The organism is Streptomyces sp. NPDC048637, assembly GCF_040650675.1.
In the GTDB taxonomy this organism is placed as follows: Bacteria; Actinomycetota; Actinomycetes; order Streptomycetales; family Streptomycetaceae; genus Streptomyces.
Genome location: NZ_JBEZHQ010000005.1, coordinates 166881 through 187514, shown reverse-complemented (window position 1 = coordinate 187514; position 20634 = coordinate 166881). Strand labels below are relative to the sequence as shown.

The 20634-nt window shown below is 69.2% G+C and carries 18 protein-coding genes; 6 read left to right on the top strand and 12 right to left on the bottom strand.

What is annotated here, in order from left to right; translation table 11 throughout:
- Nucleotides 1-152: 152 nt before the first annotated feature.
- The 8 genes from AB0C46_RS10115 to AB0C46_RS10080 form a co-directional block, all read right to left on the bottom strand.
- Nucleotides 153-1196, bottom strand: coding sequence for a substrate-binding domain-containing protein (locus tag AB0C46_RS10115; protein ID WP_362827220.1), 1044 nt, complete (start codon nt 1194-1196; stop codon nt 153-155).
- 585 nt (nt 1197-1781) lie between these two features.
- Nucleotides 1782-2783, bottom strand: a complete 1002-nt coding sequence (locus tag AB0C46_RS10110) for a sugar kinase (RefSeq protein ID WP_362827219.1) — start codon at nt 2781-2783, stop codon at nt 1782-1784.
- The gene (locus AB0C46_RS10105; protein WP_362827218.1) at nt 2780-3694 is read right to left on the bottom strand and encodes an SMP-30/gluconolactonase/LRE family protein; all 915 of its coding nucleotides are present in this window, start codon (nt 3692-3694) and stop codon (nt 2780-2782) included. The genes AB0C46_RS10110 and AB0C46_RS10105 overlap by 4 nt, the downstream gene beginning before the upstream one ends.
- The gene (locus AB0C46_RS10100) at nt 3691-4311 is read right to left on the bottom strand and encodes a bifunctional 4-hydroxy-2-oxoglutarate aldolase/2-dehydro-3-deoxy-phosphogluconate aldolase (RefSeq protein ID WP_362827216.1); all 621 of its coding nucleotides are present in this window, start codon (nt 4309-4311) and stop codon (nt 3691-3693) included. Before AB0C46_RS10100 ends, AB0C46_RS10105 begins: the two co-directional genes overlap by 4 nt.
- 2 nt (nt 4312-4313) lie before the next feature.
- Nucleotides 4314-4727: a hypothetical protein gene (locus AB0C46_RS10095; RefSeq protein ID WP_362827214.1), complete on the bottom strand. Its 414-nt coding sequence runs from the start codon at nt 4725-4727 to the stop codon at nt 4314-4316.
- A 7-nt stretch (nt 4728-4734) separates the two neighbouring features.
- Nucleotides 4735-5880, bottom strand: coding sequence for a galactonate dehydratase (gene dgoD / locus AB0C46_RS10090; RefSeq protein WP_362827212.1), 1146 nt, complete (start codon nt 5878-5880; stop codon nt 4735-4737).
- Nucleotides 5877-6614 (bottom strand): FCD domain-containing protein, encoded by a 738-nt coding sequence (locus tag AB0C46_RS10085; protein WP_362827210.1) that lies wholly within the window; start codon nt 6612-6614, stop codon nt 5877-5879. The genes dgoD and AB0C46_RS10085 overlap by 4 nt, the downstream gene beginning before the upstream one ends.
- An 18-nt stretch (nt 6615-6632) precedes the next feature.
- Nucleotides 6633-7409 carry an SDR family oxidoreductase gene (locus tag AB0C46_RS10080; protein ID WP_362827209.1) on the bottom strand — a complete coding sequence of 259 codons (777 nt, stop codon included), beginning with the start codon at nt 7407-7409 and terminating at the stop codon, nt 6633-6635.
- 768 nt (nt 7410-8177) lie between these two features.
- Here AB0C46_RS10080 and AB0C46_RS10075 point away from each other — a divergent pair.
- Together AB0C46_RS10075 and AB0C46_RS10070 are read left to right on the top strand one after the other, a co-directional pair.
- Nucleotides 8178-10229 carry a glycoside hydrolase family 97 N-terminal domain-containing protein gene (locus AB0C46_RS10075; protein WP_362827208.1) on the top strand — a complete coding sequence of 684 codons (2052 nt, stop codon included), beginning with the start codon at nt 8178-8180 and terminating at the stop codon, nt 10227-10229.
- A 60-nt stretch (nt 10230-10289) separates the two neighbouring features.
- Nucleotides 10290-10457 carry a hypothetical protein gene (locus AB0C46_RS10070; RefSeq protein WP_362827206.1) on the top strand — a complete coding sequence of 56 codons (168 nt, stop codon included), beginning with the start codon at nt 10290-10292 and terminating at the stop codon, nt 10455-10457.
- 36 nt (nt 10458-10493) lie between these two features.
- Here the strand turns inward: AB0C46_RS10070 and AB0C46_RS10065 are convergent, their stop codons facing one another.
- On the bottom strand, nt 10494-11333 hold the full coding sequence (locus AB0C46_RS10065) for a (2Fe-2S)-binding protein (protein WP_362827205.1): 840 nt from the start codon (nt 11331-11333) through the stop codon (nt 10494-10496).
- 174 nt (nt 11334-11507) lie between these two features.
- Here AB0C46_RS10065 and AB0C46_RS10060 point away from each other — a divergent pair, with 174 nt between their 5' ends.
- Nucleotides 11508-12203, top strand: coding sequence for a GntR family transcriptional regulator (locus AB0C46_RS10060; RefSeq protein WP_362827204.1), 696 nt, complete (start codon nt 11508-11510; stop codon nt 12201-12203).
- Between the two features lie 103 nt (nt 12204-12306).
- Here the strand turns inward: AB0C46_RS10060 and AB0C46_RS10055 are convergent, their stop codons facing one another.
- The 3 genes from AB0C46_RS10055 to AB0C46_RS10045 all read right to left on the bottom strand — a co-directional run bounded on the left by AB0C46_RS10055 (nt 12307) and on the right by AB0C46_RS10045 (nt 16491).
- Complete coding sequence (locus tag AB0C46_RS10055; RefSeq protein WP_362827443.1) at nt 12307-13170, bottom strand: hypothetical protein; 864 nt, start codon at nt 13168-13170, stop codon at nt 12307-12309.
- Between the two features lie 400 nt (nt 13171-13570).
- Complete coding sequence (locus tag AB0C46_RS10050) at nt 13571-14425, bottom strand: hypothetical protein (RefSeq protein WP_362827202.1); 855 nt, start codon at nt 14423-14425, stop codon at nt 13571-13573.
- 356 nt (nt 14426-14781) lie between these two features.
- Nucleotides 14782-16491, bottom strand: a complete 1710-nt coding sequence (locus AB0C46_RS10045) for a PucR family transcriptional regulator ligand-binding domain-containing protein (protein WP_362827201.1) — start codon at nt 16489-16491, stop codon at nt 14782-14784.
- A 260-nt stretch (nt 16492-16751) separates the two neighbouring features.
- Here AB0C46_RS10045 and AB0C46_RS10040 point away from each other — a divergent pair, with 260 nt between their 5' ends.
- The 3 genes from AB0C46_RS10040 to AB0C46_RS10030 are packed head-to-tail and all read left to right on the top strand — an operon-like array spanning nt 16752 to nt 20613.
- Nucleotides 16752-17639 (top strand): FAD binding domain-containing protein, encoded by an 888-nt coding sequence (locus tag AB0C46_RS10040; protein WP_362827199.1) that lies wholly within the window; start codon nt 16752-16754, stop codon nt 17637-17639.
- Complete coding sequence (locus tag AB0C46_RS10035) at nt 17630-18229, top strand: (2Fe-2S)-binding protein (RefSeq protein WP_018089056.1); 600 nt, start codon at nt 17630-17632, stop codon at nt 18227-18229. The genes AB0C46_RS10040 and AB0C46_RS10035 overlap by 10 nt, the downstream gene beginning before the upstream one ends.
- Before the next feature lie 2 nt (nt 18230-18231).
- Nucleotides 18232-20613, top strand: coding sequence for a molybdopterin cofactor-binding domain-containing protein (locus AB0C46_RS10030; protein WP_362827198.1), 2382 nt, complete (start codon nt 18232-18234; stop codon nt 20611-20613).
- Nucleotides 20614-20634: the final 21 nt, after the last annotated feature.

Genomic DNA, 20634 nt, shown 5'->3' with positions numbered 1-20634 from the left:
ACGCCAATGCCTCCGCCGACCGGGGGGCCGTGGCGGGTGACGGGGGTGGTCGGGATGGTCATAGCGGGACACCTCGCAGTTCCTGGATGTCGAACGACGGCCGGTCCGGGGAGACGCTCGATGCCTCCCCGGACGGGGAGCGTGGGATCGGGTCAGCTGCAGGTGAGGCCCGAGGCCCGCCAGTTGCTGCGGTCGACCATCTTGGTCGGGGCGAATGCTTCGGCGGGGAAGCGCTTACCCTTCTTGAGGCTGTCGTACATGGTCTGCACCGCGAGGGCACCCACGTCACGGCCGTTGATGAACAGCGCGGCCTTCATTCCGGACGCCTTGCCGCCTCCCCACTCCTTGCACGCGAGGTACCCGCCGAGGCCGACGCCGATGATGTTGTCGGGGCCGGCGCCGGCATTCTGCAGGGCGGTGACGCCGCCCTGGACGTTTTCGTCGTTGCAGCCCCAGACCACCCAGTGCTTCACGCCCGGGTTGGCCGTGATGGTTGCGGCGACTCGGCTCTGGGCCCCGGTTGGCGTGTTGTCGGTGGCCACGTTGATCTTCCGCACCTCACCTGCGCGGGCGGCGAACGTGTCGCTGGCGGCCTTGACCCGGTCGCCGCAGACCGTCACGTCCTGTTTCGAGGCGGAGATGATCCGGGTGTCGGCCGGCTTCCAGCCGGCCTTCTTGAATTCCTGAGCCGCCCGCTTACCGACTTCCCCGCCCATCTGAGCACCGCTGAACCCGATTCTGGGCACCAGGTTCTCCTTCGTACAGGAGGCAGGGTCCGGGCCGGTGGTGCAAATCTGGTCGTCGGAGGTGAGCAGCGCAACGTTCGCGTCCTTGGCGAGCCGCGCAACTTGCGGCCCGACCGCCGGGTCCGGCACGACGATGATCAGACCGTTGCTGTGCTGTGCGATGGCGGACCGTACCTCGCTCACGGCCTGGTTGGCGTCGCTGCCGAGGTTCACCACCTTGAGGTCGATGCCCAGCTTGGTGGCCTTGGCCTTGGCGCCCTCTGCCTCGTCGATGAAGTACTGCTGATCGCCCTGCTTTTGCAGGTAGACGAGGGAGATCTTCCCGCTCACCTTGGCGTTTGTGCCGGCCGCGCCGGTGGTCTCACGACCAGTCGAGCAGGAGGTCAGACCGATCGCGATGATGACGCTGACGGCCGCGGCCAGTCTGTGGTGACTGCGTGAAGTGAACATGTCGCTACTCCTTGGCGGGCAAAACGGGGCGTCTCGGGCTGGGGACGCCGGGGGCGGGGCGAGTGGCTGCCGGGGCCGGGTGGGGCACGGCTTGGGGGGGCTGCGGTCCGTCTTGTGTGCTGAGGGCGCTGCCAGGTGGCGGATGAGTGAGTGCTGTCGTCGGCGTGCGGCTGAGGGGGCGCAGAGGGCGAACACGAAGACTGCTGGGACGGGGCCTAGTGGCCCGATCGAAGAAACTGACGCGTGGGCCGCCAGGGAACGGACGCGGATCGCCCTGGACGTATCCCAAGCCAAGGCGCTTTCGCCGTCCTGCCGGCAGCAGGCTGGAGCTGGTTGAACCCTTCCATCCGGCAACCGCAGCGTCAAGATATCTTCATAAAAAAGGGATTGATGTATACGTGTTCGTGATTTCGGCCAAATGTGCAGGCGAAAGCCCTTTGCGGCCGAAGCAATTGCGGGCACGGCGAAGCCCGCCGCCGGGCTGGGGTTCACCTGACGACCGCTCTGCGGAGCCGCGCGGTTGCGCCCCCGGGCGACGGCCGCACCCCGGCGGTGTCGCTGCACTCCATGGGAGCTCGGCGGTGGTCACATCTCGGGGATGCGAGCCGAGGCCCAGGCGGCGGTGTCGGCGGTGAGGAGCTGTGCGACCAGGTCCACCTGGGGCAGCGGGCCGTGGTCGGCAGAACTTCGCAGCGCAGCTGCGGCGGTGAGGTGCCCGAGCCGGAGTGCTCGTACGAGGTCGTCGGCTTCCAGCACACCGGCGAGAAAGCCGGCGGCGAACGCGTCTCCGGCACCGACCACTTCGACAACATCGATGGCGAGGGCAGGCACAAAAGCGGATTCACCACCGCAGTAGGCGGTTGCACCGACGGCCCCGTCCTTCACCACGAGAATGCGTGGGCGGGGCAGCAGGGCTCTTACGGTGTCGGCCGTCGGGCAACGGCCCCACAGGCTGGCGGCCTCGTCAAGCCCGACGAACACAATGTCCGCCTGATTGGCGAGTCTGCGCAGAAACGTGCCCGGGTGGTTGCGCCACAGGGCCGGCCGGAAGTTGACATCGAAGCTCACCGCTGGACGGTGCCGGGGACCGTGGCACAGCCCGGTGGCAGTGCGGACGAGATCTCTGCAGGTGTCTGACAGTGCTGGGGTGATGCCACTGAGGTGCAGGAGACTTGCGGTGGTCACGCAGGGTTGGTCGAGCACGGTGGGAGTCATGGCTGCCGCTGCCGAGCCGCGTCGGTAGTAGTGAACGCGGGTGGCGTTCGGGCCCGGGTCTTTGAACATCACGCCGGTCGGACGGTTCGGGTCCGTATGTACGCCGCTCACGTCCACTCCGGCCTGGGCGACACGGCGTCGTATGAGGCGGCCCAAGGGGTCATCGCCGACTGCGGACACCCAGCGTGCCGCAACGCCGTGGTCGGCCAGGTACATCGCCACATTGGATTCGGCACCTGCGATGTCGAGGCGAAGCTGGCCGGCGGCTTGCAACGATGCGCCTGCAGCGGGTGCGAGGCTCGCCATCGTCTCGCCCAGACACGCGACGGCGGTGGGGTGCTGCAGCCGGGGCTTCGTGGCAGGCGGCGTCATGTGTGGTCCTCCCGAAAGGGATAGCCTGCGGCGGCGCCAAGGCGAGGGCGGAACATCGCTGCGGGCGGGCCGGGAATGTCGACGTCGAGGGCGAGCACGGCGCCGTCGAGGGGACCGGCCGGATCGAGGGAGTAGGAAGCGGTCGTGATGTACAGCCGTCGGCCGTGCGGCGCTCCGAGGCAGACACTGGTCGGCTGGCGGGCCGGGACCTCGACGATTCGGTCCAGTGTCCCGTCGGGCCGGTAGCGGTGGACGGCTCCGGCGCCCCACAGGGCGACCCACAGGTTTCCCTCGCAGTCGATGGTCATCCCGTCCGGGCTGCCCTGTCCGGCTCCGAATCCCAGGAACGGCGAGGGGGAGCCCAGCTGGCCCGTGGTGGGGTCGACCGGAAACCGCGTGACCGTTCCACTCGCGCTGTCGGCGAGGTACATGGTCGTTCCGTCGAGGCTGAAGGCGGGGCCGTTGGGGATGGTAATGCCGTCCAGGGCCTGGGTGATGTTTCCTGCGGGGTCGACCCGGTACACCGCACCCGCGCCAGGTGCTGCGTCGTGGGCCATCGATGTGGCCCAGAAACTGCCGGTCGGGTCGGCGGCTCCGTCGTTCATACGCATCCGGGAGGCGCAGCCGGCCGGCCGGCCGAGCCAGTGCCGGTGGTCGGATGGTCCGAGCAGGGCGATCCCGGTGCCCGCGGCTGCGATCCAGGTTGCAGGTGCGCCCGCGACAGGCGCGACTGCGCCGAGAGGGGTGTCGAGGGCGGCCAGTACGCGCAGCGGGACGGCGCTGTCGGGACCCAGTTCCAGGAGCCGACCGGAAATGATGTCCACAGCCACGAGTCGGCTGTCCACCCAGCGGCCGCCCTCGCCCAGGTGCAGGCGGTCGGGGGCGCAGACGGTGATCTGTCCGGTGGTCACGACTGCACCGAAGCCAAGAGCGCCCGGGCACGTGCCCGTAGCTCACCTAGGTCCCCGCCATCGGCGGCGTCGCCGACCAGCGGTGCGCCGACGCCCACCGCGAGGGCGCCGGCCTCAAGGAAGTCCCGTGCACTGTTGGCGTCCACCCCACCCACGGGGACGAGCGGCACCTGTGGGAACGGACTTTGCAGAGCCCTGAGGTAGTCGGTGCCTCCCAGGGACGCCGGGAACAGCTTGACTGCTGTGGCACCGCGGCCGGCGGCCGCCGCAACCTCGGTGGGTGTCAGGGCTCCGGCCAGGACGGGCAGGTCGAGGCGCTGGGCTTCATCGAGGCCTGCGCCCAGACCTGGCGTGACGATGAAGGAGGCGCCTGCCTCCACAGCACGGCGGGTGTCGTCGGCGGTGACGACCGTTCCGGCGCCCAGAGCCGCGCCGGTTCCCAGCTCCACGCGGGCCTGGGCGAGGACGTCGAAGGCACGGTGGCTGGTGAGGGAAACCTCGACGAGTTCGATGCCCTCCGCCACCAGGGCCAGCACGGTGCGAAGGGCGGCATCAGCATCGCGACCGCGCACGATCGCCATGACTCGGCCGATTCGCAGGAGGGTTCTCAGGTCCACGGTCAGGTCCCCTTTGTCTGTGTGCGGTCTTGTTCGGCAGTGACGGTCAGATGCCAGCGGAGGACTCCCGCAGGGGGCACGATCGCGCTCTCGGTGTCATCGGCTTCGGCGAGGTCGAAAACCGTGCCGAGCATTGGCTCGATGCCGAGGCTCCGGTATGGCGCCGAGGGTGGGAAGCCGACCATGTTCCTCCACAGAGCGACGGAGGTCGGCTGACCCTCGGCTTCCAGGCGCATCCGGAGCGTGTCCAACTCCTCGAGTCCGCCGGCGTCGGCGAATGCGGTGCCGGGGCGTGCGGCGAGGCGTTGCGGTTCTGGGCGGGACCAGAGCCATTCACGGCCGCCGCCGCGTAGGGAGGTCCACCGGCCGCCGTAGCGGGAATCGGTTGCGCACTGCAGCCGGGTCGGTGTGCTCACGCCGACGTCACCACTCGGCGAAGGAGTGATCGTGGTGGCGCCAGACAGGGTTGCGCCAGGTGTGGCCGCGGGTACCAATGGCGCGGACGGCGGCCTCGTCGATGGTGACGCCCAGTCCGGGGGCGCCGGTGCGGATGGCATGGCCGTGATGGAACCGGAATGGCTCGGGGTCCATGACGTAGGACAGGAAATCGGCCTCGGTGTTGTAGTGAATTCCCAGGCTCTGCTCTTGGATGAGGAAGTTCGGGGTCGCGAAGGCGACTTGGAGACTTGCCGCGAGCGCGATCGGGCCGAGCGGGCAATGCGGGGCCAGGTGAGCGCCGAAGGTGTCGGCGAGTGAGGCGATACGGCGTACTTCGGAGATACCGCCTGCATGGGATAGATCGGGTTGAACCACCGCCACCCCGGCCTGCAGCGGAGTCAGGAATTCGGCGCGGCTGTAGAGGCGTTCACCGGTGGCCAGCGGGACCGGGCTGGCGGCGACGAGCCCGTCGAACAGGTGACTTTGGTCGGGGAGCAGCGGTTCCTCGACGAACAGGGGGTGCAGGCCATCCAGCCGAAGCAGAATGCGTCGGGCGTTGGCGGGTGTCAGGCGGCCGTGAAAGTCGACTGCGACATCGCGGTCGGGGCCCAGGACTTCACGGGCTCTCGCGACTCGGTCCAGGATGTGGTCGGTGTCGGCAGGGCCGGCTATGGGCAGCATGCGCCCGCTGGCGTTCATCTTCACTGCGGTGAAACCGGCCTCTACCTGGGCGGCGACCGCGTCGGCGATCTGTGCGGGTTCGTCGCCGCCGACCCAGCTGTAGACGCGGACCCGGTCGCGCACCGGTCCGCCGAGCAGGGCGTGGACGGGGGCTCCGTAGGTCTTGCCGGCGATGTCCCAAAGGGCCTGGTCGATCCCGGCAACAGCACTGGAGAGGATGGGCCCGCCCCGGTAGAAGCCGCCTTTGGTGAGCACCTGCCAGTGGTCCTCTATCCGCAGGGGGTCCTCACCGATCAGGTACTCGGCGAGGGTGTCCACGGCGTAGCGCACAACCTCGGCGCGGCCCTCGACGACCGGTTCGCCCCAGCCGACGATTCCCTCGTCGGTCTCGATACGGCAGAACAGCCAACGGGGAGGCACCAGAAACGTCTCGAGACGGGTGATCTTCATATGTCTCCCTCGGAGTTGTGACGACGTACCGCGTCCAGATCGCGCTCGGCTTCGACGATCAGGTCGCGCATGGCCTGCTCGGCGGCATCGGCGTCGCGAGCCCGGATCGCGTCGGCGACGGCCCGGTGGCTCGGCTCTGGATCACTGTGCGGGTGATCGCTGTGAACTAGCTGGTCACGTTCGGCCAGCCCCGCCTCAAGGACGATCTCCATGCGCTGGAGCAGTTCGTTATGGGTTGCGCTGAAAAGTGCCCGGTGGAACGCTAGGTCGGCCTCGATTTCAGCAGCGGGGTCACCGCCTGCCGCCGCCATCGCGCTCAGGGCTGCGTCGAGGGCGGCAAGGTCTTGGTCGTTCCAGCGTGCAGCGGCCAGTCGGGCACTCGCGGGTTCGATGATGGAGCGCACTTCGGTGAGGTCCGCCAGCAGTCCCTGGTCCACTCGGTGGCCGGAGAGTTGCCAACGCAGGAGGTCTGCGTCCAGCAGGTTCCAGAAGGAGCGGGGCCGGACGAAGGTGCCGCGTTTGGGGCGGGCGTCGATCATCCCCTTGGCCGCCAGAACCTTCAGTGCCTCCCGCAACACCGTGAGACTGATGTCCAACTCGGCCTGGAGCGCAGGCATATCAAGGGTTGAGCCTTCACCGAGTTCGCCGCTCAGGATCCGGCGTGCGAGCGTGTCCACCGCCTGGCCGTGAACCCCGCGAATTGCGTATGCCATGCTCTTCTTTCCCACTTTCATGTTCTGCGGATCCCCGTCTCAGGCAGATGCCTTGACGACGCTCCACCCGCCGTCGACGAGCAAGCTTGCACCGGTGATGAACGATGCCTCGCCGGATGCGAGGAATGCGACGGCGGACGCTACCTCCTCCGGAGCTCCAAATCGGCGCGCCACGGTCTGCTCGACGCTGCGCAACCGGTCGGCCTCCGATATCTGGTCCCAGGAGGCGGTGAATATGGGACCCGGCAGGACCGTGTTGACCCGCACCTCGGGCCCGTACTCGACGGCGAGTTGGCGGCACAGGGCAGTCAGGCCGCCTTTGGCCGCCGCGTACGCGGGATGACCGGGAAGGCCGAACAGTGCGTGCACCGAAGACATCGCCACGATCGAGCCCCGCTGAGCTCTCAGGTCCGAGAGCGTCGCACGCACTCCCAGGAACGTGCCGGTGAGGCCGACGTTGAGCTGACGCTCCCAGGACTCACGCGAGGTTTCATGGGCGGGGGACACTTCGACCCTGGCCGCGTTGGAGACGAGGACCGAGACCGGGCCGAACTCGTGCGCCGCGTCCATCACCAACGACCAGGCGTCTTCCTCGGCTGCGTCGGCCTGGACGAAGACAGCTGTCCCACCGGCCTGCGTGATGCGCGAGCAGGTCATGCTGCCGGCATCGGCGACATCGGCGACGACCACGGCGGCCCCTTCGTCGGCAAGGCGCGCCGCGGTCGCTGCGCCAATCCCGGCGCCACCACCGGTCACTACCGCCACCCGGCCGGCAAAGCGGGCACCGGATTGCCACCCCAGGGAGCTTGCGGGCATGGAAGGCTCCTTCAGTCGGCTACGCTCTGAGCATCCTAATCCATGAATCCCTTTTTTATGAAAATAAAATGGCGCTCCATGGACCCCCGATCCACCGCTCATGCCTGACGCTGGCCGTACATGGATGAGTCAGGTACCCGCTGACCTGGTATGACGGCGCTTCCTTGCGGTTCCACGACGCCGAAATGCTGAGCGCCCAGCGGATGGCATCTTCCCGTGACCTGGGGGAGCGGAAGATGCCGCGTCGAGCCGGCATCGGGGAGGTGTGCCGGGGCGGACAGCATGGAAGACCCCGACCGGCTGCGGCACCGGACAGCGCCGGCTGTGTGCCGTCGGCACGGGGTGCGCCGACAGCGGTGGCTGTGACATCTCTGCCTGACATTCGGAGTCGGACAGCACCGAGCGGTGGATTCCACCGCCCGCGAGCCCTCGTCCGCTGCCACCGACTCACCAGGCCCCTGGGTGAAGTGGTCGGCAACGATGCCTTCGGTGTTGGTGAGTGCGTTCCGCCATGACGGGTCTCGCTGCGCCGCCTTCGTGTGCCTTGGGGGGCACGGGCTCGGGTGAAAAGCGCTTCCACGTCCGGTAGTTGACACACCGAATGATCAATTTCGATTGTCCTCCGAACTCAGCGGGCCAAGGGCCAGGTTGGCATCGCCGGCTCGGCCGGAAGGGCAAGGAGCCGTTGCGCCGCCGCCGTGCGCGAAAGAACCCGTGTACAAGGCCTTGACAGGCAAATCGTAACATCTTAAATTCATAATTTATCAGATGGACAGGCTCTTGGAATCGCTCGTACCGATCAATGATGGAGTGCGCATGCTATTTAGTCCGTCGCCGCCACCGCCGATCTCCGGAAGCGGCCATAAATTGTCCCGTCGCTTGGTCGCCGCTCTTATTTCCGCCCTGCTGGCTGCCGGCTCGCTGCTACTGGGCGCGGTCCCTGCTGCCGCGGCGGCGGGAACGCAGGCAGACCCGCTCAGATTGGACCACGGAAACCAAAAGGTGCGCTTCTGGCTTGGCTCGGACGGCGAACCCAGATACGAAGTGGACTACAAGGGCAAGAAGGTAATTGAGAATTCGCGGCTGGGGCTCGTCACCGTCACGACCCCTGATGTCATCGCCGACCGGATGGATTACACTCGCGGCCTTAAGGTCGTGGGGGACCCGAATGTGGGTTTCCGTGATCATAGTGGCTCGTGGCAAGATAATTTCGGGTCGCGATCCACCATGTCGGATAACTACCGGGAGCTCACAGTGAAGCTGCAAGCTCCAAACGGTTTTCGATTTGACATTGTGTTCCGTGCCTATGACGAGGGTGTCGCGTTCAAGTATGTCTTCCCGAAGAGTGCGACAGTGCCCACGTTCAAGATCGGCAAGGAAAGCAGTGAGTTCAACCTCGACCGCACAGCAACCGCCTACGTGTCGCCGAACGAGAGTCAGCAGGCGGCGGTCGTCAAGAAGTCCGTAGACCAACTGAACGATCCGTCAGCGATCTACGCTCGGCCAATGACGGTCGTTGGTAACGGGTACGCGGTGGGGCTCACTGAGGCGAATCAGAACGACTACGCTCGGATGATGTTGAAGCCGGTCGGCGCTACGCCGGGAACAACTGAATCGGGAACGCTCCAGTCCTGGCTGAAGGAAAACCCGGTAAGTGTTGACCGTTCCGCCAAGGACTTTTCCTCACCGTGGCGGACCTTCGTCCTTGGGGACAACGAGGGTATGGTCGTCGAGCGGAGCCACCTGATCAAGACACTCAGCCCGGCTCCGGACACGGTAGCGAACCCGAATTATGCCGACACGTCATGGATTAAACCCGGCACCGTACTGCGGCCGATGAGCCTGAACACGGCGGACTGCAAGAACGTGATCGACACCATGGTGGCCCGCAATATTGACTACCTGGGGATCGATGCAGGCTGGTACGGCAGCGAGAACGACCCGGCCAAAAACAACCCGATAATTCCGATTCCCAATTTCGACCCGAAGGCGATTGGTGACTACGCTCATTCCAAGGGCAAGAAGGTCATCTTGTACGTCAATTATCGTGGGCTCGTCAGCTACTACCAGCAAGGTAAGCTCGACAGCCTCTTCCAGCAATTCTCCGAATGGAATATTGACGGAGTCAAGTTCGGGTTCGTCCCGGTCGGGTCTCAGGCAACCACCGGAATGGTTTACGACTGGGTGAAGATGGCAGCCAGCCACAAGCTGGTAGTCGATATCCACGACGAGATGCTGTCGACAGGGGTTGAGCGAACCTACCCGAACCTCCTCACCATGGAGGGTGTCCGCGGTGACGAGGAGAACCCCGATGCAGCGGGCGACATTCGAACCCTCTTTACCCGAGGAGTGAACGGCGCTGCGGACCACACTTGGACCCACTCGTTGGCTCGCCACACCTCGAAGTCGTTCCGTTACGCCGGAGCGGTCGCCTTCTACAGCCCGCTTCAGTTCTTGTACTGGTATGACACACCTGCAAAGATCAACAACACGACACCCGAACTGTGGGACAACCTCCCCACAACATGGGACTACACCAAGTTCCTGGAAGCGAAAAATGAGGAGTACGCCACCGTCTCCAGGAAGTCCGGAAACGAATGGTGGATCGGGAGTCTCTCCGCTGTCAGCCGAACCGCGAACATCTCCTTGGCGAACATCCTGCCGGCAGGTGTGAAATACCGGGCAGCGATCTTCGAGCAGGACCCGAGTAACCCCGACATGGGAGTGGTGACGAAGGTGCAGGTCGTCGACTCGTCGACTGTCCTGAAGCCAGTAATGACCGCCAACTCTGGCTACGCAGTACGTCTCTCCCCGCAGTAGCGGCCGGTCCGCCGGCAAGAACCTTGCGGCCGGCAACCGGCGACCAGGGTCCTGACCTCGATGCCCGGCATCGAGGTCAGGACCGCCACCGTCCTGCTGGTCACCGTCGGTGACGGCATCAGCTTCCCCTTACCAGGCCTGACCGTCACCGGGCCCGGCGCAACGTCGGGCCGTCTGCGGGTCGCAGGTCTGCGTAACGTGGATGCGCGCGAACGGTGCAAGGTGTGAGGGCCCCAACGGATGGCGTCGGCACCTGCGCGGGCGTCACGCGGTTGCGCTGAGGCGTTTGACGCGGTCCTCGTCGCGGGTGCGGGGGCAGGTGACGCAGGTGTCCTCGGGGCGCAGGGTGTAGAACATGCAGCAGCTGGCGCGGTCCCGGGTCGGCAGTGGCTCGCCGCGGGGGCCGGTCAGGTCGCGGAAGCCCGCGCTCCCCACGTAGGGCGTGGTGGCGCCCGGCAGCAGGCGCTCCAGTGCGGCCCTCGCACGCGGCTCCTCGCCCAGTAGCTGTGCCACATACCAGAGGCCCTCGACGATTTCGTCGGACGCCATTCCCCACAGTGCTCGCGGCCCGCGCCGCATCCGGGTGCGGAAGCCGTCCAGGACCGGGCCGAGATGCGCGGCCACCGCCGCCCGGACCTCCGCGCGCAGCGCCTTCTCGTCCGGGACGACCCGGGCGCCGGGCAGTGTCGCCGCCGGATCGTCCGGGAGGCAGGCGAACGAGCTGATGCGCACGGCCATCCGGCCCAGCTCGCGCTGGAACGAGACGTCCTGTACGGGCAGCTGCGGGACCCGGCGGTGCAGGAACCAGGGGACGGTGATCAGCAGGCAGGCGGGCCAGGCGTAGCGGTGCAGGGCAAAGCTCGCGACCACGTCCGGCCGGGCGGTCTGGCCGTAATCCCGGATGATCTGTGCGTCGTCCCAGGCGAGAAAGGCATCGAGGGCCTCGCCGCCGGCCGCGAGCCCGGCGGCGCACACCCAGCCGTCGCCGCTGGGTGGCGCCGCGTGCCAGGTGGTCACCTGCAGACCGGGAAATGCCGCGGAGAGCCGGGCGTAGGCCTCGGTGACGGGGTGGGTCGCGGCCGGGGCGGCGAGAGCAGAAGTCATGGGGAGACCACCGAATCGCGATCGTTAACAGGTAAGGCTTACCTTACCCGAAGACTTTACCCGCGCTCGTTGGGCGTCAGTCCTGGAAGCCCGGCGAGGTTCCGGGACCGGCGCACGGATTTGTACTGTGGCCCGCGCCGCCTATGGTGCTGGGATACGTCAGGAGGATCCGTCATGGAACAGGGCACAGTGGAACAGGAGCCGGTGGCGCGGGCATGGGTGCCCGCGCAGCCCGGTCCTGCCGCGCCCCGGCGGCACTCCGTCCGCGGCCAGGTGCTGGCCGCGCTGCGCCATGCGCTGGTCGGCGGGGAGCTGACCCCCGGCGAGGTCTACTCCGCCCCCGCGCTCGCCGAGCGCTACGGCGTCTCCGCGACCCCGGTCCGGGAGGCCATGCAGCAACTCGCGGGCGAAGGCGCCGTCGAGGTCGTGCCCAACCGCGGCTTCCGGGTCGCCGAGTGCAGCTCCCGCGACCTCGCCGAGCTGGCCGAGGTCCGCCGGATGCTGGAGGTGCCCGCGATCATCCGGCTGGCGCGGGCGCTGGCCCCGGAGCGCTGGGAGGAGCTGCGCCCGCTCGCCGCGGCGGGCGTGGCGGCCGCCGCCCGCGGGGACCGGGTCGGCTACGCCGAGGCCGACCACGCCTTCCACGTCGCCCTGATGGCGCTCACCGGCAACCGCCGGCTCACCGAGGTCGCTGGCGATCTGCTGCGCCGCGCCCAGTGGCCGGCCGGCGGCTCCCGGCTGCGTACGGCCGATCTGCTGGCCGACGCCTCCGAGCACACGGCGCTGCTCGACGCCCTGGTGGCCCAGGAGTACGCGGTCGTCGAGCGGATCGCGCGCGAGCATGTTTCGGTGGCGCGGCATCCGCACTAGGCGCGGCATACGCACTGGAGGGTGTCTCCCCGAGGGCCTGTCCGGCGGATCATTGCCGGGGTCGCGGGACAGGCCCTGGGCTCCCTGGTCCCTGTCGTGCGGCTCAGTCCGGCAGTAGCTCCTCCAGCGGCAGCGCCGCGACATCGGCGGCGGGCCGGGAGAGATAGAGCTCGGCGTGGTAGAAGCCGTCGGCTTCCTTGCCTGCGGTGGACAGACCGTGGCCGGCCAGCGCATCGAACGTCGCCCGCCGTTCGCCGCCGTCGGCGAACCGGCGCTGCCGGAACGTACGGGTGGTGAGCTTCTCCGTCACCAGGCCGGCCCGGGCCAGCAGTGCGGAGACGGGTTGGTAGGACACCGTACGCAGCACGAACGCGGCGACCCAGGGCGGGGAGGACACATTGTCGAAGAGGTGGGCGAAGGTACGCGCGGTGATGTAGCCGACGCCGCCGGTGACGGTGATCAGATCGGTGTCGGCCAGGACCCGCCGCAACTCCGCGCTCGGCTCGTCGAGCTCCAGGTTCTCCGCGAATCCGTGGTCGAGCAGACCGACCTCTCGCGCATAGGCGACCGCGTGGTCCGCCGAGTCGATACCGGTGATCCGGAAGGGTTCGGCGCTGCGCCGGGTGGCGAAGAACGTGCGGTCCTCTTCGATGAGTTGGCGGGTGGTCGGCATTCCCGGACCGGGCGCGGCGTAGCGGCCGTAGAGGTCGGAGAGCGACAGCCGGTGGTTGAGCAGTGCGGCGTTGACCCCGTACGAGCAGCAGAGGTCGACGACGTTCAGTGGCGGGCGGTCGCTCCGGTGCCGTTGGAGGGTCTCGGCCACGGCGCGGAAGACCGCTTGGCCGTGGTGCGGAATCTGGTAGTCCAGGGGCTGCAGTGTGGTGAAGTACCGACGGGGATCCGGGCAGTTGTAAATCGCCTCGAAATCTGCCTTGCCCCAGTCGGTTCCAGTGGTCGTGTTCGTCACTCCTGCTGTCATCTATGGCCTCCTGTAAAGGCTGTGCCAGTGGGTGGGGACCTCAGCCGGTCCCGGACCAGCATCCAAGTCCCTGCCGCCGCCTCACAGTGCGACTTGCGGCCATTCTCGGGGCCAGTGGGGCGTGATGGGACACCACTGCCCCCGGCTTCCGCCCATGGTCCCACCTCATGGTTCACCCGGCTCGTCGACCGCAGCGGGGTACCGCAACCGTCGCGCCCCGGCCGATCCACCGCGGGGACCGTCCAGATCCGGCCAATCGCAGCGCGAGTGGGCATGGCTGACGACGGGGGGTTGACGGGGAGGGGCGAAGAGGTAAGGGCGGTGACGAACGGGCGACGGCCAACCACTCGCAGCCGGCGAGTGATTGGCCGTAGTATGCCAGCGGTATCTACGTAGCCGTGACGGCGGCCGACAGGTGGTCGGCGAGCCAGGTGGGTACACCGCCCATGAGGCGGAACAGCCGGGCGGCCTCGGCGCGCAGCCGGGGCGCGTCGGTGTCCGGGGCGGCGTCGGCCAGCGCGGCGAGGGCCGGTGCCGTGCCGATGAGGAAGCCCAGCTCCTCACGGATCCGCAGCGATTCGGCGAATCCGTGCCTGGCCTCCGCCAGTTCGCCGTCGCGCAGCGCCAGCCCGGCCAGATGGCGCCAGGTGAAGGACAGCAGCAGGCTGTCGCAGTGCGCGGTGGCGCCGGCGTGCGCGCGGCGGTAGGCGGCGCGCGCTGCATCCGGGCTGTCGGCGACATGCTCGGCCATCAGCCCGCGGCGGAAGTCCAGCAGCGGGCGGCCGGGCGCGGCGGGTGCCAGCAGCGCGGCGGCCCGGCCGAGCGCCGAACGCGCCTCGTCGGCCCGGTCGCGGACGCCCAGGACCGTGGCGGCGTAGGCGAGATGGCCCCGTTCGCAGGCCGCGCCGCCCCGCTCGTCGTCGTCATGCGCCAGCGCCTCGGCGGTGCGCAGCGCGTCCTCCGCCCCCGCCCAGCCGGTGGCCGTGAACATGCAGCGCTCGACCAGGAGCGCAGCGCGACGCAGCGCGGACGGGGCGTGATGGACGGAGTGTGGTTCCAGCAGCGCGGCCGCGTCGTCCCAGCAGCCGCGGGAGCGCAGTCGCCAAACGGCACGGTCGAGGGGACTGTCCCCCTCGACCGTGCCGTTCGCCGGTACCTCCGGTGCGGATGCGGGTCCCGGTACCGCGATCGGTACCGGATCCGCAGAACTGACCGGATCCACGGGATCCGCGGATCCTGACATGGCGGTATCCGCCACATTGCCCTCCCCGAGCGCGCCATTGAGCTGGATGTTGGAGACCGTGGGCGAATCTCAGCACGGATTCCGTCGCGGGGCCAAGGGGATGGGTGAATGTTTTCACAATCGCTCGGAGCGCGGTCCTGATGGGGGGCGCGGCGCTGATCGGATGCGCCGTGGCGTGCCGCGCCCGGCCGGCGCCCGGACGCCGTGAACGGGATGCCGCCCGATCGGATGACCCCGAACGGCGCAGTCCGGGCCGGCCGGGTCGAATCCGCCGGCGGAACCCGCGGGCGCGCGCCCCCGACGTCCGGGGACAGGACCCGCGGCGCCCGGCCGCCGTCAGCTCACCGGCTGCGCCGTCAGCTCATCCGCAGCGCGAGGAAGAAGTCGAGCTTGTCCTCCAGGCGGGACAGGTCACGGCCGGTGAGCTGCTCGATCCGGCCCACCCGGTAGCGGAGCGTGTTGACGTGCAGGTGGAGGCGGCCGGCGCAGCGGGTCCAGGAGCCGTCGCAGTCCAGGAACGCCTCCAGCGTGGGGATGAGCTCGGCGCGGTGCCGGCGGTCGTAGTCACGCAGCGGGTCCAGGAGGCGGGCGGTGAAGGCCCGGCGGACGTCGTCCGGCACGAACGGCAGCAGCAGCACATGCGAGGCCAGCTCCTCGTGGCCGGCGGCGCAGACCCGGCCCGGACGGGCGGCGGCGACCCGGCGGGCGTGCCGGGCCTCCTCCAGCGCGCCGCGCAGCCCTTCCGCCGAGTGCACCGAGGCGCTCACGCCGACCGTCAGCCGCCCGTCGTCCGCCAGCCCGCGGCCGAGCGGTTCCTGGACGACGGCGAGCAGCTCACTGGCGTGCAGACCGGCCGTCGAGGCGTCCCCGGGCTCGTCCGGGACGGGCAGCGGCACCAGCGCCACCGCCTCGTCGCCGGTGTGGGCCACGGCGATCCGGTCGGAGGGCTCCGGACCGAAGGTGCCCGGGTCGACCAGCATCTCCTCCAGCAGGCTCTGGGCCACCGGGCCGCCGGGAACATCGCCGTCCTCCCACTCGACCCTGGCCACCACGATCTGCCAGTGCGGCGCGGTGCCCAGGCCGGGCAGCAGCACCGGGGCCGCCACCCGCAGCCGGGCCGCGATCTCGGCGGGCGGTGCGCCGGTCTGGACGAGCTCCAGCACCTCCTGGGCGAGCCGGCGGCGGACCGTACGGGCCGCATCGCGCCGGTCGCGTTCCACGGCGATCAGCTGGGTGACGCCGTGCAGCAGGTCGAGGCGCTCCTCGGGCCAGTCGCCGGCGTCCGCCTCGACGGCCAGCAGCCAGTCGCTGAGCAGCGTCTGGCGCAGGTCACGGCCGTCGTGGCGGATCGGGAACAGCGAGAATGTGGCGCCCCCCGCCCCGTCGCCCGGCCGCCGCCCCTCCTCGCGGGGCTGCGCGCCCTCGACCGTGACGCGGTGCGGGCCGCGGCGGCCGCTGCGGGCGGCTGCCAGATGCTCGCCCGCGAGCCGGGCGGCCGTCCCGGCGGACAGCTCGGGCCCGGCGCCGGCCAGCGTCGAACCGGCGATCTGCCGACCGGTGGGGGAGAGCACCCAGGCCCGCAGATCCAGGTCGGAGCCGAGCAGGTCCAGGACCACCTCCGGACCGCCGCCGGTGGGGCCCGAGGTCATCAGCCGCCGGTGACGGTCCACCACGGCCGCGAGGTCACCGGCCCGTTCGCTGGAAACCTGGCGGACGACGTGCTCGGTGATGGAGGCGAACGAGACGTCCTCGACGACCGAGAACAGCGGCAGCCGGTGCTGGACACAGGCCGCCACCAGGTCGTCCGGGACCGAGCCCAGTTCCGCCTCGCCCGCGGCGAGCCCGGCGACCCCGGCGGTGGCCAGGATGCGGACGAACCGCTCGGAGTCCTCGGGTGCGCGGCGCCAGGCCAGGCCCGTCAGCACCAGTTCGCCGCCGGAGAGGTAGCGGCTGGGGTCGCGCAGGTCGGTGGTCATCACGCCGCGTACGGTGCGGTCCAGCTCGTCCTCGCCCCCGAGCAGCCGAAGGCCCAGGGATGGGGTGTCCAGGAGTGCGCGGAGCCGCATGACCTCGCCCGCCGTTCTTTGCTGTCTGGTGTTGCCGGTGGAATGCCGCGAGGTTTCAGAGCCTCGTCTTTCGTTCGAATCTACAAGACAGGTGGCTTGGCCAGCCAACCGCTTCATGGTTTCGGTGACTGCACCGGGCGGGGCCGGGGCGCGTTCACTAAGCCTCAACCGTTAACGAGACATGAACGGCTCCATGGCGAGGTGAGCCCAGCGTCCTCACCATGAGTAACGAACGACCGATTTCGTAGAAGAGGCCAACCATGGACTTCCTTCGCCCCGCCAGCTGGGAGGAGGCGCTCGCCGCTAAGGCCGAGCACCCTACCGCTGTGCCCATCGCGGGCGGCACGGATGTGATGGTCGAGATCAACTTCGACCACCGGCGCCCCGAGTACCTGCTCGACCTGAACCGCATCGGTGACCTGAGCGAGTGGGAGGTCGGCGAGAAGACCGTGCGCCTGGGAGCCTCCGTTCCCTACACCCAGATCATGGAGCAGCTGCGGGCCGAACTCCCGGGCCTGGCCCTGGCCTCGCACACGGTCGCCTCCCCGCAGATCCGCAACCGCGGTGGTGTCGGCGGCAACCTCGGCACCGCCTCCCCGGCCGGCGACGCGCACCCCGCGCTGCTCGCCTCGGGCGGCGAGGTCGAGGTCGAGTCCGTGCGCGGCCGCCGGATGATCCCGGTCGACGACTTCTACGTGGGCGTCAAGCGCAACGCCATGGAGCCCGACGAGCTGATCCGGTCGGTGCATCTGCCGAAGGCTGACGGACCGCAGCAGTTCTCCAAGGTCGGCACCCGTAACGCCATGGTGATCGCGGTGTGCGCCTTCGGCATCGCGCTGCACCCCGGGACCCGCACGGTGCGTACCGGCATCGGCTCCGCCGCGCCCACCCCCGTACGGGCCCGCGCGGCCGAGGAGTTCCTCGCCGCGGCGCTGGACGAGGGCGGCTTCTGGGAGTCCGGCAACCCCATCCCGCCGTCCGTCGCCAAGCAGTTCGCGCAGCTCGCCTCCGGCGCCTGCAACCCGATCGACGATGTGCGCGGCAGCGCGAAGTACCGCCGGCACGCGGTCGGCATCATGGCGCGCCGCACCCTCGGCTGGACCTGGGAGTCCTACCGCGGAAACGAGAGGAGCGCACAGTGCGCGTGACATTCACCGTCAACGGCCGCCGCCAGGAGGCCGACGACGTCTGGGAAGGCGAGAGCCTGCTGTACGTCCTCCGGGAGCGGATGGGCCTGCCGGGCTCCAAGAACGCCTGTGAGCAGGGCGAGTGCGGTTCCTGCACGGTCCGGCTGGACGGTGTGCCGGTGTGCTCCTGTCTGGTCGCCGCGGGCCAGGTCGAGGGCCGCGAGGTCGTCACGGTCGAGGGCCTCGCCGATTACGCCAAGCACCGCGAGGACGCCCACCCCGGCGCGGGCTGTCCGTCCGGCGCCTGTGGCACCTCCCTCCAGGCCGCGCAGCAGTGGCAGGCCAAGGGCACCGACTCGCAGACCGGTGAGGGCGGTGAACTCTCCCCGATCCAGCAGGCGTTCATCGACGCGGGCGCCGTCCAGTGCGGTTTCTGCACGCCCGGCCTGCTGGTCGCCGCCGACGAGATGCTGGAGCACAACCCGCAGCCGACCGACGCGGACATCCGCGAGGCGCTCTCCGGCAACCTCTGCCGCTGCACCGGCTACGAGAAGATCCTGGACGCGGTACGGCTCGCGGCCGCCCGTCAGGGTCAGGAAGAGGTGGTCTGACCATGGGAACCACCGGCACCCCCACCAAGATCACCCAGGGTTCGCAGACCAAGGGCGGTATCGGCGAGTCCACCCTGCGCCCCGACGGCACGCTGAAGGTCACCGGCGAGTTCGCGTACTCCTCGGACATGTGGCACGAGGACATGCTGTGGGGCTTCACGCTCCGCTCCACCGTCGCGCACGCCGAGATCGTCTCCATCGACACCTCCGAGGCGCTCGCCCAGTCCGGCGTCTACGCCGTGCTGACCTACGACGACCTGCCCACCTCGATCAAGAACTACGGCCTGGAGATCCAGGACACCCCGGTTCTCGCGCACGGCAAGGTCCGCCACCACGGCGAGCCGGTGGCCCTGGTCGCCGCCGACCACCCGGAGACGGCGCGGCGCGCGGCCGCCAAGATCAAGATCGAGTACCAGGAGCTGCCCGTCGTCACCGACGAGGCCTCCGCGACCGCCGACGGCGCGCCGCTGCTCCACGAGGGCCGCGACGACCACCACGCCGGGCACGTCGCACACCCCAACATCGTCCACCGGCAGCCGATCGTCCGCGGCGATGCCGGCGCGGCCGCCACGAAGGCCGATGTCATCGTCTCCGGCGAGTACGTCTTCGGCATGCAGGACCAGGCCTTCCTCGGCCCGGAGTCCGGCCTCGCGGTGCCCGCCGAGGACGGCGGGGTGGACCTCTACATCGCCACCCAGTGGCTGCACTCCGACCTCCGCCAGATCGCCCCGGTCCTCGGTCTGCCCGAGGAGAAGGTCCGGATGACGCTCTCCGGCGTCGGCGGCGCCTTCGGCGGCCGCGAGGACCTGTCGATGCAGATCCACGCCTGCCTGCTGGCACTGCGCACCAACAAGCCGGTCAAGATCGTCTACAACCGCTTCGAGTCCTTCTTCGGCCACGTCCACCGGCACCCGGCGAAGCTCTGGTACGAGCACGGCGCCACCAGGGACGGCAAGATCACGCACATGAAGTGCCGGATCGTGCTGGACGGCGGTGCCTATGCCTCCGCGTCCCCGGCCGTGGTCGGCAACGCCGCCTCGCTGGCGGTGGGTCCGTACGTGATCGACGACGTCGACATCGAGGCCGTCGCGCTCTACACGAACAACCCGCCCTGCGGCGCCATGCGCGGCTTCGGCGCGGTCCAGGCGTGCTTCGCGTACGAGGCACAGATGGACAAGCTGGCGGCCAAGCTGGGCATGGACCCGGTCGAGCTGCGCCAGCTCAACGCCATGGAGCAGGGCACGCTCATGCCGACCGGGCAGCCGGTCGACTCGCCGGCCCCGGTCGCCGAGATCCTGCGCCGCGTCAAGTCCCGCCCGCTGCCGCCGGAGCGCCAGTGGGAGTCCAGCGAGGGCGCCGACGTCCGTCAGCTGCCCGGCGGCCTGTCGAACACCACCCATGGCGAGGGTGTCGTCCGCGGTGTCGGCTACGCCGTCGGCATCAAGAACGTCGGCTTCTCCGAGGGCTTCGACGACTACTCCACCGCCAAGGTGCGCATGGAGGTCATCAACGCCGAGCCGGTCGCCACGGTGCACACGGCGATGGCGGAGGTCGGCCAGGGCGGTGTCACCGTCCACGCGCAGATCGCCCGCACCGAGCTCGGTGTCACCCAGGTGACGATCCACCCCGCCGACACCCAGGTGGGCAGCGCCGGTTCGACGTCGGCCTCCCGTCAGACGTACGTCACCGGCGGCGCCGTCAAGCACTCCTGTGAGCTGGTCCGCGAGAAGGTCCTGGAGATCGGCCGCCGCAAGATGGGCACGTACCACCCGGCGTGGGCCACCGCCGAACTCCTTCTGGAGGGCGGCAAGATCGTCACCGACGGCGGCGAGGTCCTCGCCGACCTGGTGGACGTCCTGGAGGGCGAGGCTGTCGAGATCGAGGCCGAGTGGCGGCACCGGCCGACCGAGGCCTTCGACCTGGTCACCGGCCAGGGCAACGGCCATGTCCAGTACTCCTTCGCCGCCCACCGCGCGGTCGTCGAGGTGGACACCGAGCTCGGCCTGGTCAAGGTCATCGAGCTGGCCTGCGCCCAGGACGTCGGCAAGGCGCTCAACCCGCTGTCCGTCGTCGGCCAGATCCAGGGGGGTACCACCCAGGGCCTGGGCGTGGCGGTCATGGAGGAGATCATCGTCGACCCCAAGACCGCGAAGGTGCGCAACCCCTCCTTCACGGACTACCTCATCCCCACGATTCTCGACACGCCGACCATCCCGGTCGATGTGCTCGAACTCGCCGACGAGCACGCCCCGTACGGGCTGCGCGGTATCGGTGAGGCCCCCACCCTGTCGTCGACCCCGGCCGTCCTCGCGGCGATCCGGAACGCGACCGGGCTGGAGCTCAACAAGACGCCGGTGCGGCCCGAACACCTCACCGGCACATAGAGAGCCGTCCGGGGGCGACCC

What these genes read in the sequence shown, in the direction of transcription:
- AB0C46_RS10115 (WP_362827220.1), bottom strand. Translation starts at nt 1,196, where the DNA reads ATGTTCACTTCACGCAGTCACCACAGACTGGCCGCGGCCGTCAGCGTC.
- AB0C46_RS10110 (WP_362827219.1), bottom strand. Translation starts at nt 2,783, where the DNA reads ATGACGCCGCCTGCCACGAAGCCCCGGCTGCAGCACCCCACCGCCGTC.
- dgoD (WP_362827212.1), bottom strand. Translation starts at nt 5,880, where the DNA reads ATGAAGATCACCCGTCTCGAGACGTTTCTGGTGCCTCCCCGTTGGCTG.
- AB0C46_RS10085 (WP_362827210.1), bottom strand. Translation starts at nt 6,614, where the DNA reads ATGAAAGTGGGAAAGAAGAGCATGGCATACGCAATTCGCGGGGTTCAC.
- AB0C46_RS10080 (WP_362827209.1), bottom strand. Translation starts at nt 7,409, where the DNA reads ATGCCCGCAAGCTCCCTGGGGTGGCAATCCGGTGCCCGCTTTGCCGGC.
- AB0C46_RS10075 (WP_362827208.1), top strand. Translation starts at nt 8,178, where the DNA reads ATGGACAGGCTCTTGGAATCGCTCGTACCGATCAATGATGGAGTGCGC.
- AB0C46_RS10070 (WP_362827206.1), top strand. Translation starts at nt 10,290, where the DNA reads ATGCCCGGCATCGAGGTCAGGACCGCCACCGTCCTGCTGGTCACCGTC.
- AB0C46_RS10065 (WP_362827205.1), bottom strand. Translation starts at nt 11,333, where the DNA reads ATGACTTCTGCTCTCGCCGCCCCGGCCGCGACCCACCCCGTCACCGAG.
- AB0C46_RS10060 (WP_362827204.1), top strand. Translation starts at nt 11,508, where the DNA reads ATGGAACAGGGCACAGTGGAACAGGAGCCGGTGGCGCGGGCATGGGTG.
- AB0C46_RS10050 (WP_362827202.1), bottom strand. Translation starts at nt 14,425, where the DNA reads ATGTCAGGATCCGCGGATCCCGTGGATCCGGTCAGTTCTGCGGATCCG.
- AB0C46_RS10045 (WP_362827201.1), bottom strand. Translation starts at nt 16,491, where the DNA reads ATGCGGCTCCGCGCACTCCTGGACACCCCATCCCTGGGCCTTCGGCTG.
- AB0C46_RS10040 (WP_362827199.1), top strand. Translation starts at nt 16,752, where the DNA reads ATGGACTTCCTTCGCCCCGCCAGCTGGGAGGAGGCGCTCGCCGCTAAG.
- AB0C46_RS10030 (WP_362827198.1), top strand. Translation starts at nt 18,232, where the DNA reads ATGGGAACCACCGGCACCCCCACCAAGATCACCCAGGGTTCGCAGACC.